The organism is Nocardia sp. CA-135953 (genome assembly GCF_050955735.1).
Taxonomy (GTDB): domain Bacteria; phylum Actinomycetota; class Actinomycetes; order Mycobacteriales; family Mycobacteriaceae; genus Nocardia.
Window position 1 is genome coordinate 2,962,814 of record NZ_CP192082.1, and the last position, 16,754, is coordinate 2,979,567.

At 65.4% G+C, this 16,754-nt stretch carries 18 protein-coding genes; 10 read left to right on the forward strand and 8 right to left on the reverse strand.

The features are described from left to right. Window positions 1-11: 11 nt before the first annotated feature. Window positions 12-239, reverse strand: coding sequence for a 4Fe-4S dicluster domain-containing protein (locus ACQPXH_RS13535; protein ID WP_040689749.1), 228 nt, complete (start codon window positions 237-239; stop codon window positions 12-14). Further along, the gene (locus ACQPXH_RS13540; RefSeq protein WP_433602689.1) at window positions 239-1,024 is read right to left on the reverse strand and encodes a GntR family transcriptional regulator; all 786 of its coding nucleotides are present in this window, start codon (window positions 1,022-1,024) and stop codon (window positions 239-241) included. Before ACQPXH_RS13540 ends, ACQPXH_RS13535 begins: the two co-directional genes overlap by 1 nt. A 467-nt stretch (window positions 1,025-1,491) precedes the next feature. On the opposite strand from ACQPXH_RS13540, the gene ACQPXH_RS13545 reads away from it, so the two are divergent. The 4 genes from ACQPXH_RS13545 to ACQPXH_RS13560 are packed head-to-tail and all read left to right on the forward strand — an operon-like array spanning window position 1,492 to window position 5,225. Further along, a complete protein-coding gene (locus tag ACQPXH_RS13545; RefSeq protein WP_433602690.1) occupies window positions 1,492-3,093 on the forward strand; it encodes a hypothetical protein in 1,602 nt (533 codons plus the stop codon). Further along, window positions 3,090-3,530, forward strand: coding sequence for a hypothetical protein (locus tag ACQPXH_RS13550; RefSeq protein ID WP_433602691.1), 441 nt, complete (start codon window positions 3,090-3,092; stop codon window positions 3,528-3,530). The genes ACQPXH_RS13545 and ACQPXH_RS13550 overlap by 4 nt, the downstream gene beginning before the upstream one ends. 31 nt (window positions 3,531-3,561) lie before the next feature. Beyond that, on the forward strand, window positions 3,562-4,680 hold the full coding sequence (locus ACQPXH_RS13555; RefSeq protein ID WP_433602692.1) for a hypothetical protein: 1,119 nt from the start codon (window positions 3,562-3,564) through the stop codon (window positions 4,678-4,680). Next, window positions 4,680-5,225 carry a hypothetical protein gene (locus tag ACQPXH_RS13560; RefSeq protein WP_433602693.1) on the forward strand — a complete coding sequence of 182 codons (546 nt, stop codon included), beginning with the start codon at window positions 4,680-4,682 and terminating at the stop codon, window positions 5,223-5,225. Before ACQPXH_RS13555 ends, ACQPXH_RS13560 begins: the two co-directional genes overlap by 1 nt. Window positions 5,226-5,228: 3 nt before the next feature. Here ACQPXH_RS13560 and ACQPXH_RS13565 read toward each other — a convergent pair whose 3' ends face one another. Continuing rightward, on the reverse strand, window positions 5,229-7,025 hold the full coding sequence (locus tag ACQPXH_RS13565; protein ID WP_433602694.1) for an acyl-CoA dehydrogenase: 1,797 nt from the start codon (window positions 7,023-7,025) through the stop codon (window positions 5,229-5,231). Between the two features lie 110 nt (window positions 7,026-7,135). Between ACQPXH_RS13565 and ACQPXH_RS13570 the strand changes: the two genes are divergently transcribed. Continuing rightward, the gene (locus ACQPXH_RS13570; RefSeq protein WP_433602695.1) at window positions 7,136-7,744 is read left to right on the forward strand and encodes a QsdR family transcriptional regulator; all 609 of its coding nucleotides are present in this window, start codon (window positions 7,136-7,138) and stop codon (window positions 7,742-7,744) included. Here the strand turns inward: ACQPXH_RS13570 and ACQPXH_RS13575 are convergent. Beyond that, entirely contained in the window at window positions 7,729-8,721 is a 993-nt protein-coding gene (locus tag ACQPXH_RS13575) for a 1-aminocyclopropane-1-carboxylate deaminase/D-cysteine desulfhydrase (protein WP_433602696.1), read from the reverse strand. The two genes, ACQPXH_RS13570 and ACQPXH_RS13575, sit on opposite strands and share 16 nt — an antisense overlap. A 198-nt stretch (window positions 8,722-8,919) precedes the next feature. Here ACQPXH_RS13575 and ACQPXH_RS13580 point away from each other — a divergent pair, with 198 nt between their 5' ends. After that, the gene (locus tag ACQPXH_RS13580) at window positions 8,920-9,468 is read left to right on the forward strand and encodes a GNAT family N-acetyltransferase (protein ID WP_433603440.1); all 549 of its coding nucleotides are present in this window, start codon (window positions 8,920-8,922) and stop codon (window positions 9,466-9,468) included. Here ACQPXH_RS13580 and ACQPXH_RS13585 read toward each other — a convergent pair. Continuing rightward, on the reverse strand, window positions 9,419-10,756 hold the full coding sequence (locus tag ACQPXH_RS13585) for a helix-turn-helix domain-containing protein (protein WP_433602698.1): 1,338 nt from the start codon (window positions 10,754-10,756) through the stop codon (window positions 9,419-9,421). The genes ACQPXH_RS13580 and ACQPXH_RS13585 overlap by 50 nt on opposite strands. A gap of 186 nt (window positions 10,757-10,942) precedes the next feature. Here ACQPXH_RS13585 and ACQPXH_RS13590 point away from each other — a divergent pair, with 186 nt between their 5' ends. The 4 genes from ACQPXH_RS13590 (at window position 10,943) to ACQPXH_RS13605 (ending at window position 12,987) form a co-directional block, all read left to right on the forward strand. Further along, a complete protein-coding gene (locus ACQPXH_RS13590; protein ID WP_433602700.1) occupies window positions 10,943-11,269 on the forward strand; it encodes a hypothetical protein in 327 nt (108 codons plus the stop codon). Next, the gene (locus ACQPXH_RS13595; RefSeq protein ID WP_433602701.1) at window positions 11,266-11,532 is read left to right on the forward strand and encodes a hypothetical protein; all 267 of its coding nucleotides are present in this window, start codon (window positions 11,266-11,268) and stop codon (window positions 11,530-11,532) included. Before ACQPXH_RS13590 ends, ACQPXH_RS13595 begins: the two co-directional genes overlap by 4 nt. Before the next feature lie 2 nt (window positions 11,533-11,534). Next, window positions 11,535-11,927: a hypothetical protein gene (locus ACQPXH_RS13600; RefSeq protein ID WP_433602702.1), complete on the forward strand. Its 393-nt coding sequence runs from the start codon at window positions 11,535-11,537 to the stop codon at window positions 11,925-11,927. Between the two features lie 130 nt (window positions 11,928-12,057). Next, window positions 12,058-12,987, forward strand: a complete 930-nt coding sequence (locus ACQPXH_RS13605) for a MerR family transcriptional regulator (RefSeq protein WP_433602703.1) — start codon at window positions 12,058-12,060, stop codon at window positions 12,985-12,987. On the opposite strand, the gene cysC is transcribed toward ACQPXH_RS13605, so the two are convergent. From cysC to ACQPXH_RS13620, 3 genes are read right to left on the reverse strand one after another with little or no spacing between them, the layout of a single operon-like run. Continuing rightward, on the reverse strand, window positions 12,984-14,822 hold the full coding sequence (gene cysC / locus ACQPXH_RS13610) for an adenylyl-sulfate kinase (RefSeq protein WP_433602704.1): 1,839 nt from the start codon (window positions 14,820-14,822) through the stop codon (window positions 12,984-12,986). The genes ACQPXH_RS13605 and cysC overlap by 4 nt on opposite strands. Further along, window positions 14,822-15,754 (reverse strand): sulfate adenylyltransferase subunit CysD, encoded by a 933-nt coding sequence (gene cysD / locus ACQPXH_RS13615; protein ID WP_433602705.1) that lies wholly within the window; start codon window positions 15,752-15,754, stop codon window positions 14,822-14,824. The genes cysC and cysD overlap by 1 nt, the downstream gene beginning before the upstream one ends. Before the next feature lie 32 nt (window positions 15,755-15,786). Continuing rightward, a complete protein-coding gene (locus ACQPXH_RS13620; RefSeq protein WP_433602706.1) occupies window positions 15,787-16,674 on the reverse strand; it encodes a helix-turn-helix domain-containing protein in 888 nt (295 codons plus the stop codon). Window positions 16,675-16,754 lie beyond the last annotated feature (80 nt).

A 16,754-nucleotide genomic window follows, 5' to 3' on the forward strand; every position in this document is an offset into this window, starting at 1 on the left:
TTCCGGATCGTTCAGCGCAACAGATAGGGCATATTGACGGTGACGGCGCCCGTGGGACACCGGGCGGCGCAGGGGCCGCAGTACCAGCACTCGTCGACGTGCATGAAGGCCTTGCCGTTTTCCGGATTGATGGCCAGCGAGTCGAGCGGGCAGATTTCCACGCACAGCGTGCAACCCTGGATGCACAGTGATTCGTCGATGGTCACCGGAATGTCGGTGCGTTGGTTCGCAAGTGCCATCAGATGACCTTCCATTCGGATGTGCTGCGGATCAGGCTGCCGCGCATGGTGATTCGATCTCCGCGCATCCGGATGTATTCCAGATCCACCGGTCGGCCGTCGTCGAGCCGGGTCAGCCGTTCGAGCATCAGTAACGCCGCGCCCTCGGGTGCTTCCAAGGTGGCCGCGGTGTGCGCGTCGGCGGTAATCGCTTCCAGCGCGAGGTCGGCCGAGCCGAGCGGTCCGCCGCTGATCTGTTCGATGAGTACGAAGATGTCGTTGGTCTCGAGATCGTGGCCGAGAACCTCGGTGCCGATATCGGGTGCGAGATAGGTCAGATCCAGGCTCAGCGGTAGGTCGGCGAGATAGCGCAGTCGTTCGATATAGACCACGCGCTCACCGGGATTCAGCCCGAGCTTGCGTGCGACGGCGGGTGGTGCGGTGATATGCATTGCCGCGCGCACCTCGTTGCGCACCGTGCCGTGGCCCTTGAGGGTTTCCTGCAGCCCGAGCAGTGCGTCCAGCCCGTGATCGTATTTGCGCCGAGCGACCCGGGTGCCCACCTTCGGCACTCGATCGATCAGCCCTTCGTCCTTGAGCAGCGCGAGTGCGTCGCGCACGGTATTGCGCGATGTGTCGTATTCGGTGACCAATTCCTGCTCGCTCGGCAGCACATCGTCGAACGCACCCGCATGTATCTGATGACGCAGCACGTCGGCTATCCGGCGCGCCTGGTCGGCCCGCAACCGTCGTACGGGCGTCGCCTCGGCTCCCACCTCCGCCGCCTTTCTCTCGCTGACCTGCATGGATAGCGACGATAGTTGCCGCTCGGAGGCCTGAATGCGCGCAAACGAGCGCGATAAATCAGCGGATGTTATTGCGCCGCTCCCTACTAGCCCTGACCTGGGCGAATGGACCTCGGACTGGCCATTGCGCCACCCTGTTCGCGGCCGACGAGTTTCGATCACACAGATTCGAATGACGGGTCGAGTGCGGTGGTGCGGGTACAGCACCGCGCTCGGCTGTCCCGGGACAGCTTGTTCCGCGCCGCGGTCCGGCCACTACGGGTTGCGCTGATCGAGCGTGTCCACGCTGCTGCTGCGGCCATTGTCGTTGGCGGCCCATCTCCGCACGTCGATCGGCGATCGAATGAGCAGGTGGCTTCGGCGGCGAACTGGGGATTGTCCGGATGCCGGAATAGGGCGCCATCACTCCGGCGGGGGAGGCGGAATCCCCTCTGGGGGTGATGTTCTCGTAGGCACGCATCCCTACCATGGCGGATGTGGCTGTTGTCGCCGGTGTTGGTCGCGCTCTGCTGGTCGCGGGGGTGTGTGCGTTGTTGGTGTCGATCGGGGTGGGTTCCGTGTCGGCGGATTCGGCGTCCTCCGGTTCGGATATTTCGGTCGCGCAGTCGCTCGGTGATCGCGAGCTCACGATCATCTTGCGCCGGGTGACCAGCGTGCCGGGGCCATTACGGGTGGATGTGGTCACCCATGCCGGCACCGCGCCGGGGCAACTCACGCTCGCGGCGACGCCGACGGGGGTGTCCGAGAAGTCGACACAGCCTGCACCCGGAGTGCCGACCACCGAGGCCGTTCTCGATCTCGGCGGCACTCCCGGGATGTACTCGGCGACGGTCCGAATGGACCGTGCCGGGCCATGGGAACTGGTGGTCGGCGACGGTATGCGGGTGGCACGGATTCCGTTCATCGTGCCCGCGCAGGTGACCTCGCCACCCGAGCGCCTGGTCTACGGCGGATTTCTGGTGGCGGGCGTACTGCTGCCCGTCGCGGTGGTGATCGCGATTCGTGCTCGACGCAGTATGTGGGCGCTGGTTCCGGCCGCCGGGATGGTGGCCGGTGTGGCGGTCTCGGTGACCGCCGCACTGCTTTCGGCATCGCTGCCGCTGCCACCACAACCCGGCGGTCAGCTCGATCCCACGCTCGACAATGTCACCGATCCCTACGCTGTGCACCAGCCGTTGATTTCGGACTTTTCGCGGCCGCCGGTACTGCTCACAGTCGCGGGTGGGCCCGTGAACGCCGGGCAGCCAGGCGATCTCGACCTCGTTTTGATCGATGCCGCCACCGGTGCACCCGTCGACGATCTGGTCGTGCACGACGGTGCGCTCATGCATCTGCTGATCGTCGGCCCGAGCGGCCGCCTGTCGCATCTGCATCCGATCCGGATCGGGCCCGGACGGTTTCAGGTTCATCTGGCCGCGCCCGAGGCCGGTCGGTATGCGCTGTCCGCGGAGTTGGCGCGGCGCGGCGGTGGTGTGCAAATGGTACGCGCGCCAGCCGGTTTCACCGTCCCCGGTGCGGCGGTGCCGGAATCCTCCAGCACCACTGTGCATCTCGGTGATGCGGACAAGACCGCGTCGACTGTCATCGACGGTAACCCGGTCATCCTCAGGACGACTACTCCGGTAGCAGGGGCACCGACCACCATCACCGCCGAATTCGGCGATGCCGCCGATCTGCAACCGTGGCTCGGCATGGTCGGCCACCTGATCATGGCGGGTCCACTACCCGGCGACCCGGATATTGCTGCGGCCGTTCAGAACTCACCCATCTGGGGGCACAGCCATTCGATGGGCGCGACATCCGTGCAGGAGATGTCCGATATGCCGGGGATGGATATGCCCGGCCTGGATCCGACCGAGTCCGCCGCGAGCCGCGGCACCATGCTCATGCCACCCGCCAATGGCGAAAGCGCGCCCGACGAGACGGTCGCCGCATACGGCCCCGATGTGCCGTTCACCTACACCTTCCCGCTCGCGGGCCGCTATCGTCTCTGGATTCAGGTCGAACGGCGGTACACCGTGCTTACCGTCCCCGTCGTCCTCGATGTCGCGACGGGAGCGCGACCATGACCGAGCGCGCGAAAAACCCAGCCATATCCCGGAAAAGCGTTCGTCTCGCCGCGGGAGCGGTGATCATCATCGTGCTCGCCGTCATCGCCTGGTTCGTCTGGCCCCGCCCATCCGGTCCGCTGGTGTTGAAAACCGGCAGTCCACAACACCTCGTCACCATCTCCATCGACAGCGTCCGAATTGGCAGCACCGCAATCGATATCGCCGTCACCGACCGCGCTGGCGTGACGAAAGAGCATGCCGCCGTATGTATTCAGGCGAACCAGCTGCTCATGGGTCACGCCGGACAGCCGATCGCTGCGACGGCCACCGGTCCGGGACACTTTTACGCCGCATCGGTACCACTGATGATGACCGGCCCATGGGAGCTTCGACTGTCGATCGACGAGCACGACGGCATCGACGAACTCGCGGTGCCGATCTGGGTCGGCGGCTGAAACCATGCACAGATCAGGAGGAATGATCACCATGACCACGGCAGCACCGGTCGGAACCGACACCGGATCCGAGATCTCCGATGACAGCACCGCCGCCCGCATCGGCGCCTGGGGTGTATTACTCGGCACCGCGGTCACATTGGTCGGCCTGAGCTGGGATATTCAGTGGCACAACGAGGTCGGTCCGGACACCTTCTTCACCCTGCCGCACCTGTTCCTGTACTCCGGCAGCGCGATATCCGGCTTCGCCGGCCTGGCCATGGTTCTCATCGCGACGTCCGCGCAACGGGCTGGTAGGCCCGTGCCCCGCCTCGGCGGCACCCCAATTCGAGTCTTCGGCAGCAACCTGACCGCACCGCTCGGCTTTATGGTCGCCGGAGCCGGTGCGGCGCTATTCCTGCTCTACGGCCTGCTCGATCTGGAGTGGCATTCGATCTACGGCTTCGACGCGGTGCTCAATACCCCGTCGCATGTGGCGCTGTTCCTGTCCAACGCGCTCACCATGATCGGCAGCATCATCGTTTTCGCCGCCCACCGCGATCACCGCTGGGGCCGGATCGGCATCGCCGTCGCGATTCCGATCCTGATCACCTTCGCCCCGATTCCCACCAATGCGTTGAACAACCTGCATCTGCCCGTGGACCCGACCATCCTGGGTATCGTCCTGTTCGGGCCGCTGCTGCTCATCCTCGGCGCCGCGCTGTTGGCCCGTGCTGGCGCGGCCATTGCCATCGCGCTGTCGCTCGGTGCGATGCAGGCGTTCCTCTGGTGGTTCTCGCCCTGGGCCGCGGAAATCTATGCGTCGGCGATCGGGCTGCCGCTGCGTGACGGTCTCACCGGACGGCCGCCGGATCTGCCCGTCATGATGCCGATGTTCCTGATTGTCGCGGCGATCGCGGTCGAGGGGTTGTTCTGGCTGTCGCGTACCCGTGGTCTCGACGCGCGCAAGATCGTGCTGGTGGCCGGTGTGGTGACCGGTGTCATCATCGGCGTGACGTTCCCGCTGCAATTGAACCTCGTCCGCGCCACCTCGCATATCGCGGTCGGCGACATCGTGACGATCTCGCTGCTCGGCATTCCGCTCGGCCTGCTCGCCGGATTCCTCGGCGGCCGATTCACCACCATGCTGCCCGCAACGAAGGATGCGTGATGTCCGTACTCCGCAGGCTCGCCGTGACCGTGCTGGCCGTGATCACCCTGTCGCTCGTCGCCGTCGGCCCCGCCTCCGCCTACGCACCGGTCGAAATCGTGCACACCGAGCGCGTCCAGGTGGGGCCGTACGGCCTGACTGTCGGCTTCTCCACCTGGCCCATCCGCGCGATGAAATCGCTGGACTTCACCTTCGTGCCCGATGGCGGCATCGCCGACAAATCCGGGACGCTGCGCTTGACCGGACCAGCCATCAGGCCCGGTCGCCGCGCCACACCCCTGGTCCGCCATCCCCGCAAACGGGACTCCTGGGGCTTGGACGTCCGGGCCTTCGACGCACCCGGCATCTACACCTTCACCTTCGCGATCGACGGCCCGCTCGGACACGGCGAAGGAACCCTCGGCAATGTCACGGTGCTCGACCAGCCCGGACCGCCGTTGCCGCTGAGCTGGGCGATCGGCACCCTGCCGCTGGTCGGCCTGCTGGTCTTTCTCGTGGTTGCGTGGCGTCGCACCCGACCCGGGCGGCAACCACTGGTCGTCTGACGGTCAGAACCAGGAGTCGCGCATATCCAGCGTGGTCCGGTCCATCAGCTCCAGCAGATCCAATTGCGGTGTGGTCTTGGGCAATTCGTAGCGGAAGAAGTAGCGGGCCGCCGCGCGCTTGCCGTCGTAAAAGTCGCCTTGTTTGCCGTGCGCCGCCAGTGCCTGCTCCAGCCAGATCCAGGCGACCACGACGTGCCCGAAGGCCTCCAGATAGATGCTGGAATTGGCCATGGCGGCGGCGATATCGCCGGAGGCGAACATCCAGCCGGTGACGGTGAGCAGCCGCTGCCAGACCGCGTCGAGCTGGCCACCGAACTCGGTCCACTCGCCGCCCGCCTCGGTGGCCGCGAGTACGGTCCGCTCGATCTGTGCGGCCAGTAGCCGCAGGCTCGCGCCGTCGTGCTGGATCACCTTGCGGCCCAACAGATCCAGACCCTGGATGCCGTGCGTGCCTTCGTGGATCGGGTTGAGGCGGTTGTCGCGGTAGTGCTGTTCGACGTCGTATTCGCGGGTGTAGCCGTAGCCGCCGTGCACCTGGATGGCAAGGCTGTTGGCCTCCAGACACCATTGCGACGGCCAGCTCTTCGCGACGCCTGTGAGAATTTCCAGCAGCAGCGTGTGCTCGCGTTTGGCCCCCGGGTCCGTAGTGGTGCGTTCCAGATCGACGAGGCGGTTGCAGAAGAGCAGCAGAGCGAGCGCGCCCTCGACATAGGCCTTCTGCGCCAGCAGCATTCGTCGCACATCGGCATGCTCGATGATCGGCGCCTGCGGTGCGGACGGATCCTTGGCGGTGACCGCGCGACCTTGGCGGCGTTCCCGGGCGTAATCGAGCGATTTCAGATATCCGGTGTAGCCCAACGCCGTCGCGCCCAGACCGACGCCGAGGCGCGCCTCGTTCATCATGTGGAACATGTAGGACAGGCCGCGATGCGGTTCGCCGACGAGGTAACCCACCGCGCCGGGCGCGCCGTCCGGATTGTGCTTGCCCTCGCCGAAATTCAGCACCGTATTGGTGGTGCCCCGATATCCCATCTTGTGGTTCAACCCGGCCAGCACCACATCGTTGCGCGCGCCGAGCGAACCGTCCTCGGCCACCAGGAATTTCGGCACGACGAACAGCGAGATGCCCTTCGTTCCGGCCGGTCCGCCCGGAATCTTGGCCAGCACGAGGTGCACGATATTGTCGGTCAGTTCGTGATCACCGCCGGAGATCCACATTTTCGAGCCGAACAGCCGGTAGGTGCCATCGGCCTGCGGTTCCGCGCGGGTGACGATATCGGCCAGCGATGAGCCCGCCTGCGGTTCGGACAGGCACATCGTGCCGGTGAACCGGCCCTCGACCATGGGCTTGACGAAGCGGTCGATCTGCTCCGGGGTGCCGTGCGCGGCGAGGAGATTGGCATTGCCGACGGTCAGGAACAGATAGCCGGTGGTGCCGACATTGGCGGCCTGGAACCAGCAGAATCCGGCGGCCTCCACGGTGGCGGGCAACTGCAGCCCGCCGATCTCCTCGTCCATCGCGGCGCCGATGAGATTGGCCTTGGTGAAGGCCTCGATCGCGGCCTTCACCTCCGGGATGATCGTGACCTTCGCACCGTCGAAGGTCGGCTCATTGTTGTCGTTGTGCTTGTTGTGGGGGGCGAAGTGCCGGGTGGCCAGATCCTCGCAGAGGTCGAGGAAGCCGTCGAAGGTATCCCGGGAGTGCTCGGTGAACCGGGGCAGCGCCGTGAGCTGCTCGACCCGCAGCCATTCGTAGAGCAGGAAGTCCAGGTCCCTACGGGAGATCAGGGTCGAGCGCACGGGCACATCCTCTCGGGTGGGGGAGCACTGGCCCAGATGGGGCGCGGTACTCGCTCGAATCAATTTGGTACGTTACTACGCATGTGTCGCGAATCGATCCCAGGGCTGGGATGACCACAACCTCAGGTGCCGCCCGTCCCGTCGGCCGTCCCGCTGCCGCCTCCCAGGACCAGGTGCTCGCCGCCGCGAGCGCCCAGTTCCTGGCCTGTGAGCGGGTCGATGTGCAGGCGATCGCGGCGGAACTCGGATTGTCGCGTGCGACCATCTACCGCTGGTTCGGTTCGCGCGACGGCCTGCTCGGCGCGGTCATGGTGTCGGAATTCGAGCGGATGGTCGTGGCCGCGCAGACGAGCGACGACGGCACCGGCGCGCCGCGGGTACTCGCCTTGCTGGACCGGGTGGCGCAGTGGATGACGCGCAGCGAGGCCTACCGCTATTTCATCGCGACCGAACAGGCCACCGCGGGCCGCATCATCGCCACCAGCGATGGACCGGTCCAGCCGAAAGTGGTCGGGGTGGTCGCCGAAATTCTGGATACCGCGATGGCGGAGGGTTACCAGAACCGGGTCGATACCCAGACCTTCGCCTATGCGCTGGTCCGGCTCATCGAGGCCTTCCTCTATCAGGATGCGGTGACCGGCCTTCGCGGCGATGTGGAGCGGTTGCGCGCGGTGCTGGCGGTGATCCTGGGACTGGATCCGGATCAGCGCGGCCCGTAGGTATCGAGGAACAGAACCGGTCCGTTGCCGAAGTCGCCGCGGGTATCCATCTCCAGGAGTCCGGCCAAAGCCTTTGCGGTGTAGACGGTTTCCAATTCCAGCCCGTTCGTCGCGGCGAGCTTCTTCGCGGCAATGGCGGCCGGGGTTTCACGGCCGTAGCCGGGGCCGAGCCAGTCGCGCACCATCGTCAGGTCGTCCGGGCGCAGCTCGGGAGCAAGGAATTCCGCGCCGCGTGCGCGCAGTACCATCGCGGCGCGGTTCGCCAGCCCGACAATGTGTCGCGCGTCGAGGGGGAGCCAGTCGTTGACGACGACACCGACGACACGGGTGCGCAGTCCCGCAAGCCGTAGGCCGAGGGCCAAACCCGCTGCCGTGCCACCGGATCCGACGGCGGTCACCAGATGTGTCGGTTGCGGTAGTTCGCCCGCCGCGATCTGCGCCGCCAGTTCCAATGCGACCTCGACATAGCCGAGCGCGCCGATCGGCGACGATCCGCCGACGGGTAGCAGATACGGTGGGGTGAGCCCGTGCATATGCCGCAGCAGCAGCCACGGTGCGGCCAGGACGGTGCGCAACTTGCTGTGCGTGAAATGTAGGGTGGCGCTGGAGTTTTCCAGTCGTCGCAGCTGCGCGCGGACGTGGTCGTCCACCGGTTGGTCGACCAGCGCCAGCGCGGTGTCGATGCCGAATTCCCGGGCGTAGAGCGCCGTGGCCAGACCCCAATTGGTTCCGGTGCCGCCAAAGGTGAGAATGCTCCGGGCACCGCGCCGTCGGGCCTCTGGCAACAGCCACTCCAGCTTGCGGATCTTATTGCCACCCCAGCCGCCGGAGCCGTACCCGCTTTCATCCTTGCACCACACAGTGCTGTAAGTGCCGAGGTCCAGCGGGCGGACCGGTGTCGGCGCGATACCGAGCCGGGCGAACGGCAGTGTGCCGGCCAGTTCGGGGAAGCGCTGGTGGAGCAGGGGTTCGGTCATGGTCCGACCATTATCGCGGTTCAGCTCCCTTCGGTGAGTAATTGGTCGAGGGGGCGGCGCAGACCTGGGAGAGATCGTCCGTGCCGAGATGGCTGGACATGGGCAGCAAGTGGACGGAAAGTAGGGGCGGGCGAAGCGAGGGAGCACATGTTGGTGGACCTGCCGGAAGTGAATCGCTGCGATACCCCGCGCGCGGTGATGTTGGCGGACTCGGTGTGTGCGCTGTTCGACCGAGCATTTGCCCTTCCACCACACCGGTGGTCCACGGCGGAGTCAGTACGACACCGCGATGTATTCGCATCACTGCTCGCCAGGCCAGGCTTTGTCCTGGTGACCGCCGAGATGGACGCTGTCGTGGTCGGCGCGGTATATGGGTATCCGCTCGAGTCGGCGGACGGCTGGTGGGACAAGGTAGAGGCGCTCTCGCCTGAGTTCACGGCGGAGTCGGGCAGTCGAACCTTCCTGATAAGTGGTCTGGCGGTCGATCCGGATTGGCAGCGGAAAGGTATTGGGCGGAAGGTGATCCAGCGCCTTCTCGCCGATCGACCTGAGCAGCGAGTTGCATATTCGGTGCTGCCCGGGGCGACCGGTGTTCACTCACTGATCGGGCGGCCGGAGACAAAACCCGTTGGCTATCGATACTTCCCACCCGAGGCGCCGATCGAATCGCTCGAATTCTATACGCTGCCGCTACCGATCAGAGAAAACCGTGAGTTGCGAGTTTCTGGTCCAACTCCCGAACCGTGATCGAATCCTGCCACGGAGCCAAGTCGGATCGGGCATCGCGCAGCGCTTCGACCAGACGGCCGCTCTGGTTCTTCTTGGCCAGGCTGGCGGCGTCTGCGATCGCAGCCGATGCGGCTTCGATTTCCCGCTGGACGATGTAGGCATTGCCGAGGTCAAGCACCGAGAACGCGCGGTCCCGTACAAACGTCGGATCGATCAATTTCAGCGACTCCTGCGCTGCCGCTTCAGCTTTCGTGGAATCGCCCAGTCGACGCATGCAGTGACTTCGGGCTGCTGCGCTGAGACCGGGACCGTAGAAATAGGCGAGCGAAGATACGGGCTGATGGGGTCCGACCGAATCGGCAACCGCCGCCGAGTTCTCATCCAAGATCGCAAGACAGGCGGTTTTCTCGCCGATTTCGGCATAGGCACGAGCGCCCATCTCCGCCGCGTCTGCTACCAGCAGTTGATCATCAGTCTGTCGCGCCCAGTTCAATGCGGCAGTGGCGTGATCGACCGCAAGTCGCGGGTATCCCCGCCATAGGGCGAGATGGCTTAGGTGCGAGAGCGTGAACGCCGCTAACTTTACGTCTCGGGCTTCATGGGCAGCGGTGCGCGCCTCCTCGTAAAACGAGCAGGCGGAAGCCAAATCGCCCATGTCGAAGTAAAGCCAGCCAGCGAAACGCGTCAGGTTCGCGAACACTGACAGCAGTCTCGGACGCAACTGCGACGGACAATCTGGCAGCAGCGACGCGACCAGGCTCCGCTGAGTCAACACTGAGCGGAGCACAAGCCATGGGCCGAACTGATCGTCAGTGTCCATAGCCTTCGCCAGCATCGCCTCTATGCCGCTTATGACCTCTTCATCAACACGGAGGTCCGCTCGGCCCAGGACCGGCTTGTCCATGACCATGTTCTCGGTTGCGGCGGGTGCGGATATCTGAGCGGCGACGATGCCCATCAGCCGAACAAATTCTCGTCGCTCCACAATGTCAAACGGTAGACCTTCCACATCGGCTGCGCGAGTATTTGATTCGACCTCCTTCGCGTCGAATTCGCGCGCGATCGGTGCATCGATACCGACAGAAAGTGCCGCATCGAATCGCTCCCGCTGATCGATGTCGAGTTCGGACAGCACCCGATACAGCAACCGTCGGCTGGCCGCTCGCAGGGTCGTTGTCCGTTCGGTCTCCCAGCAGACCAGCGTCCGACGAGTGACCCCCAGCTTTCGGGCGAATTCGATCCGACTCAGGCGCAACGCCTCTCGCAACGCAACGACCTCCCCAGCCGTCCACTCAATCTCCGGCACCGGACTCCCCACTTCCACCGCAGCTAGTGACTACTCGGGCAAAAGTACCGCTTTCTGCACAGTTTGGGCACTTTTTCGACCTACCCCACGGCGGCGACGCTAGAACCGGCACCCGGTGCTGGGTGTATTCCGCCCCAGCACCGGGCGCACACCAATACGGAACTACGTACCCGGGGGTATCGTTCAATGCCCGCTGATCTTGTCACAGCCATGGTTGTCGCCGCCGCAGTGATGTTCTTCCTGTGGCTCGTCTTCTACGCCCTTCCCTATCTGCTGGGCTCTGGTGCCGTCCCGGACGACGCGGTCCCGGCGACCGATATCCTCGAGCGCGTTACCAGTGAGACCTGGCGTATCCATCCCGCACCACCCGGCGGTTATACCGTCGAGGAAGCCGGCTACGTCCTGCAAGAACACCTCGAGTGCAGTCGCGAGATCTGCGACGCGAAGAACACCGCCTACTGGGTTCGCGCTGAGGCGGGCAAGCTTCAGCCGACGCGGGAAGTCGTCCGGTGAGCGGGGTGATCGAGTTCGGCGATGGCACATTCGGTTTCCTCGGTGAGGATGGGTGGGTCGATGAATTCGACGCTGTCGACACCCCGGAGTTGGAAGCCACTCCCGTGTTGGGGACGGGATCCATCGACGTCGACGCCGCGTCTGTCATCGATACCGGACTGCCGCAACGGATCGCGTTCGTCGGGCCGCCCGCGCCGGTGGATCTGCCGGTCGAGCTGGTCGAACGCATCGCAGACGCGGTCCGCGAGTGGGCCGATCAGTGAGGATGCCCGCCAACCGGATGCCGACGGCCACCGCTTGCCGGCCGGACTCGCGCGACGCCGGAATCCGCCGCTACTACGGTCTCGTCCAGTTCGCCCTGGTCGCTCGCGTACCCGCGTCGAAGCTATCGACCTGGCGGCACAGCACCCACACCTGGGTGCCCGCACCCGACATTCAAGTCGGCGACCATCCCGGTTGGTCGATGGCGTGCATCGACGCATGGAGCCCGTATGGCGACCCGTTCCTGCGGCCGACAGTCGTGCGATTCGCTGATACCGCCACCATCAGGGCCTGCTACCAGCAGATGCCCACGTCCACGTTGTGGGCGTGCATCGGCGACGGCACGATCCCCCGGCCGGTCGTGCGGGTGGACAACCGACCGGGCCGGCTGTTGTGACGCGTGCCCGTCACAACTCCCGGCCTCGGCGATATCCGCGAGTTCTTCCGCACCGTCGGCTGAGCTCGCCGGACCCATAGCATCACGGAGGATTTGCGTCTCCACCAAGGGGAGACAGGAGGGTAGGGGTATGGACGGCGACACACTTTATCCGATCGGCACGATGGCCGAACGGACCGGTCTCTCGGTCAAGACCATCCGCTTCTACGCCGATACCGGTGTCGTGCCGCCGACCACCCACAGCCCCGCCGGTTACCGGCTTTACGACGACGATGCGCTCGCCCGCCTGCAACTGGTGCGCACCCTGCGCGAACTCGGCATCGATCTACCCGCTATCCGACAGGTGCTCGATCGCAAATTGACGGTGCCCGAGGTCGCGGCCGCACATGCCGATGCGCTGGAGTTCCAGATCAGCACACTGCGGGTGCGGCGCACGGTGTTACGAGCGATAGCCGAGCGGGGCACGAAGCCCGAGGAGATGGAACTCATGCACAAACTCGTCGAACTCTCCGACACCGAAAAGCGCCGCCTCATTACCGAATTCGTCGAAGACACCTTCGGTGGCACCGATGCCAACCCTGAATTCGTCGAACTCATCCGCTCGGCAATGCCGGAACTGCCCGACGACCCCGAACCCGTCCAGGTGCGGGCCTGGGTGGAACTCGCCGAACTCACCCGAGATCCGGATTTCCGCGCATCGGTGCGCCGCATGGCCGAATACCAGGCCACGCAGCGCGCCGAAGGCGACACCACCGGCCTGCACCACGAGCTGACCGAACTCGTGCGTGAGCGAGTCGGCCAGGCGCTCGCAGCTGGAACTGCGCCGTCGTCGGCTGCGGCCCAACCCATTGTCGATGAGCTGACCGCCGCATACGCGACGACATTCGGCCGTCCCGATGACACCGAGTTACGGCACTGGCTGCTGACCCGCCTGGAGGTCGCGGGAGACCCACGCGCCGAACGCTATTGGCAACTCCTCTCGATCATCAACGGTTGGCCGGTCCCGCCGACCCTCGGTCCGGTGTTCGACTGGTTCGGTGCCGCGTTGCGGGTCGATTAGTCCAGATCCGCCAGCTCGGCGAGGATGGCCGCGGCCATGGCCGCCGGATCGCCGTCCTCGGGACGCAGCACCAGCTCGGCTCGGGTGGGTGCCTCGTAGGGATCGTCGATGCCGGTGAAACCGCGGATCTCACCGGCACGGGCCTTGGCGTACATGCCCTTGGGATCGCGGGCTTCGCAAATCTCGAGTGGCGTATCCACGAAGATTTCGACGAAGGGGATGCCTGCGGCCTCGTGCACGGCACGAACCTTGTTGCGATCGGCGGCGTAGGGACTGATCAGGGAAACCACCGCGACCACACCGGCTTCGGCGAACAGCCGCGCCACTTCGCCCACGCGGCGGATATTTTCGGCGCGGTCGGCGGCGCCGAAGCCGAGGTCGGCATTGAGGCCGTGGCGCAGATTGTCACCGTCGAGCAGGAAGGCCGGGCGGCCCGCCGCGACCAGGCGACGCTCCAGCTCCACTGCGACAGAAGACTTTCCGGAGCCGGACAGCCCGGTCAGCCAGACGGTCATGCCTGCGGTCGGGCGCTCGTCGCGGCCGACGGCGGTCGAATGCCAGACGACACGAGAGGAAGGCAGGGTCGGTCCGGTGATCATGCCCGCGGCGACGGTGTTGTTGGTGGTGTCGTCGACGAGGATGAAGCTGCCGGTGGTGCGGTTGCGGCGGTACGGATCGAAGAGCAGGGGCTGGCGGGTGCGCAGCTGGATGCGTCCGATCTCGTTGAGTGACAACGAATTCGCGCTCTCGTCGCGGTGCAGGGTATTGACGTCGAGCCGGTAGTCAAGGGTGCGAACCTCGGCCGTCGCGGTGCGGGTGGTGTGCCGGATGGTGTAGGTGGCGCCGGGCGTGAGTTCGGAATCCTCGGCGAACCAGCACACCATCGCGTCCAGATCGCGTCCGACGTTGGGCCGGTTCGCGGGGCGGCAGATCAGATCGCCGCGGGATACGTCGAGTTGGTCGGCCAGCTGGATGGTAACGGCCTGCGGCGGAAAGGCTTCCCCGATCGGCGTCCCGCCCGGACCCCAGATCGCCTCGACCGTGGTGGTGAATCCCGAAGGCAGCACGGCGACTTCGTCGCCCGGTTTGAAGACGCCACCGGACACGGTGCCCGCATACCCGCGGAAATCCTCTGCGTGCCTGCGGGTCACATACTGCACCGGGAATCGCGCATCGATGAGATTGCGGTCGGAGGCGATATGCACCTCCTCGAGGTGATGCAGCAGGGGCGAGCCCTCGTACCACGGCATGCTCGCACCACGGTGCACGATATTGTCACCGTGCAGCGCCGACATCGGAATGAAGGACAGATCGGCGACATCGAGTTTCGTGGCGAAGCCGACGAATTCCTCCTTGATTTCCTCGAACCGGTCCTGCGACCATCCGGCCAGATCCATCTTGTTCACACACAGCACCAAGTGTGGGATGCCGAGCAGGCTGGCCAGAAAGGCATGCCGCCGAGTCTGTTCGACAATGCCCTTGCGTGCGTCCACCAGGATCAGCGCGAGATCGGCGGTGGAGGCGCCGGTGACCATATTGCGGGTGTATTGGATGTGGCCCGGGGTGTCGGCGATGATGAATTTGCGCCGGGGCGTGGCGAAGTAGCGGTGCGCCACATCGATGGTGATGCCCTGTTCGCGTTCGGCGCGCAGGCCGTCGGTGAGCAGTGCCAGATCCGGATAATCGTCACCGCGCGCCTTGCTGGTCCGCTCCACCGCGGCGAGCTGATCGGTGAAGATCGTCTTGGAGTCGAACAGCAGACGGCCGATCAGCGTCGACTTACCGTCGTCGACGCTGCCCGCGGTGGCCAGGCGCAACAGGGTGGTGGTCGTCATCAGAAGTAACCTTCCCGCTTGCGGTCTTCCATGCCTGCCTCGGAAATGCGGTCGTCGGCGCGGGTGGCGCCGCGCTCGGTGATTCGGGTGGCGGCGACTTCGGCGACCACGTCCGCGGGGGTCGCCGCGGTCGATTCGACGCAGCCGGTGCAGGTCGCATCGCCGACCGTCCGGAATCGCACCGTGCTGTCATAGGGCTGCTCGCCATCGAGCAGGGTGAGAAATCGTGTGTGCGCCAACAACATTCCGTCGCGTTGCACCACCTTTCGGCGGTGCGCATAGTAGAGCGGCGGCAGCTCGATGTCCTCGGCGGCGATGTAATGCCAGATATCGAGCTCGGTCCAATTGGACAGCGGGAACACTCGTATGTGTTCGCCCTTACTGTGCCGGCCGTTGTAGAGATTCCACAGCTCCGGTCGCTGATTGCGCGGATCCCACTGCCCGTATTCGTCACGGAAGCTGAATACGCGCTCCTTGGCGCGCGCCTTCTCCTCGTCGCGGCGCGCGCCGCCGAATACCGCGTCATATCCGCCCTCGCGGATCGAACGCAGCAAAGTGGCTGTCTGCAAACGGTTTCGGGAGGCGCGTGGTCCGGTCTCCTCCTTCACCCGGCCCGCGTCGATGTCGTCCTGCACGCTGCCGACCATCAGTCGCAGTCCGAGCCGCGCGACCGTGCGGTCGCGGTATTCGATGACCTCGTCGAAATTGTGTCCGGTATCGATATGCAGCACTGGGAACGGCAGCGGCGCCGGCCAGAAGGCCTTGGCCGCCAGGTGCAGCATGACCACCGAATCCTTGCCGCCGGAGAACAGCAGCACCGGCCGTTCGAAGGTGGCGGCGACTTCCCGGAATATATGTGCCGACTCGGCCTCGAGCGCGTCCAGATGAGGCAGCTCGTAGGTGCTCGCCGTCGACTTCGCGTACTGGCTCACGCCCCAAAACTAGAACACGTTCCGGTCATTGGTCAATGGTTCGAATCCGGCTTGTGACCCCCGGATTCGGCGGTCACCCGATCCGCGGCCGCCACGAGTGCGGTTCCGCGACGGTCGATCTCGGCACCGGTGATGGAGGCTCCGACGTACATGGTCAGCACCATGTTCTGCCTGCCGTCGCCGCCGTAGGTGGGCGCCGCGAGCAGGCTGACCGGATGTTCCTTGCGCGGGCGCAGATCGGTGCCGAGATAGACCCGCTCCCCGAGGCTGGTCACCAGTTCGCCGACGAGTTCGCGCACCTCATTGGGCAGGTCGCTGGCCGCGACCCCGGCCAGCAAAGCGTACAGTCGCCGCCCGGCCGCGGTCAGGCTTTCGACCAGGTAGCCGCGCTCGCGGCACTCCGCGACGATCCGGCGCAGCCGGGCCTCGTCCTGGCGCAGCGGCACCGTCGGCGGCTTGCGCAACCACGCGTCGAAGGCCGCGTCGGTATCCCAGAGCACGTACATCAGACCCACCGGCGGTGCGAAATGGTAGGCCGCACCCACCTTGACCAGGCCCGGACCGGTGCTCTCCAGCACCATGATCTGCTCGCCGACCACGGCCGATGCGGTGCAGGTGGTGCGGTAGAGCGTGGTGAGTTTCTCCAGCTCGGCGCGCGCGATGGAGGCGATCGCGAAGCTGTCCTGCGCGACCCGGCCCGCGGCGATAAGTGCGGGTCCGAGGCCATAGGTGCGGGTGTTCGCGTCACGTATGAGATAGCCGCCCGCGGTCAGTTCGGTGAGGATGCCCAGGCAGGTCGGTTTGGCCAGATCGAGTTCGCGGGCCAGTTCGGAAAGTCCGAAGCGTTTGCCGCGCCGCTCGACGAAGAAATCCAGCACTTGGACCACCCGTGCGGTCGGGGCGGATCTGCGGGCAACCATGGACAACTCCTAGAACAGGTTCTAATCTGACTCTTATCGAAATGTACCAGAGTGGTACATATTTGGAACAGCTACTTCGG

What these genes read in the sequence shown, in the direction of transcription:
- ACQPXH_RS13605 (WP_433602703.1), top strand. Translation starts at nt 12,058, where the DNA reads ATGGACGGCGACACACTTTATCCGATCGGCACGATGGCCGAACGGACC.
- ACQPXH_RS13590 (WP_433602700.1), top strand. Translation starts at nt 10,943, where the DNA reads ATGCCCGCTGATCTTGTCACAGCCATGGTTGTCGCCGCCGCAGTGATG.
- ACQPXH_RS13535 (WP_040689749.1), bottom strand. Translation starts at nt 239, where the DNA reads ATGGCACTTGCGAACCAACGCACCGACATTCCGGTGACCATCGACGAA.
- ACQPXH_RS13560 (WP_433602693.1), top strand. Translation starts at nt 4,680, where the DNA reads ATGTCCGTACTCCGCAGGCTCGCCGTGACCGTGCTGGCCGTGATCACC.
- ACQPXH_RS13545 (WP_433602690.1), top strand. Translation starts at nt 1,492, where the DNA reads ATGGCGGATGTGGCTGTTGTCGCCGGTGTTGGTCGCGCTCTGCTGGTC.
- ACQPXH_RS13620 (WP_433602706.1), bottom strand. Translation starts at nt 16,674, where the DNA reads ATGGTTGCCCGCAGATCCGCCCCGACCGCACGGGTGGTCCAAGTGCTG.
- ACQPXH_RS13540 (WP_433602689.1), bottom strand. Translation starts at nt 1,024, where the DNA reads ATGCAGGTCAGCGAGAGAAAGGCGGCGGAGGTGGGAGCCGAGGCGACG.
- ACQPXH_RS13600 (WP_433602702.1), top strand. Translation starts at nt 11,535, where the DNA reads ATGCCCGCCAACCGGATGCCGACGGCCACCGCTTGCCGGCCGGACTCG.
- ACQPXH_RS13575 (WP_433602696.1), bottom strand. Translation starts at nt 8,721, where the DNA reads ATGACCGAACCCCTGCTCCACCAGCGCTTCCCCGAACTGGCCGGCACA.
- ACQPXH_RS13580 (WP_433603440.1), top strand. Translation starts at nt 8,920, where the DNA reads ATGTTGGCGGACTCGGTGTGTGCGCTGTTCGACCGAGCATTTGCCCTT.
- cysC (WP_433602704.1), bottom strand. Translation starts at nt 14,822, where the DNA reads ATGACGACCACCACCCTGTTGCGCCTGGCCACCGCGGGCAGCGTCGAC.
- ACQPXH_RS13550 (WP_433602691.1), top strand. Translation starts at nt 3,090, where the DNA reads ATGACCGAGCGCGCGAAAAACCCAGCCATATCCCGGAAAAGCGTTCGT.
- ACQPXH_RS13570 (WP_433602695.1), top strand. Translation starts at nt 7,136, where the DNA reads ATGACCACAACCTCAGGTGCCGCCCGTCCCGTCGGCCGTCCCGCTGCC.
- ACQPXH_RS13555 (WP_433602692.1), top strand. Translation starts at nt 3,562, where the DNA reads ATGACCACGGCAGCACCGGTCGGAACCGACACCGGATCCGAGATCTCC.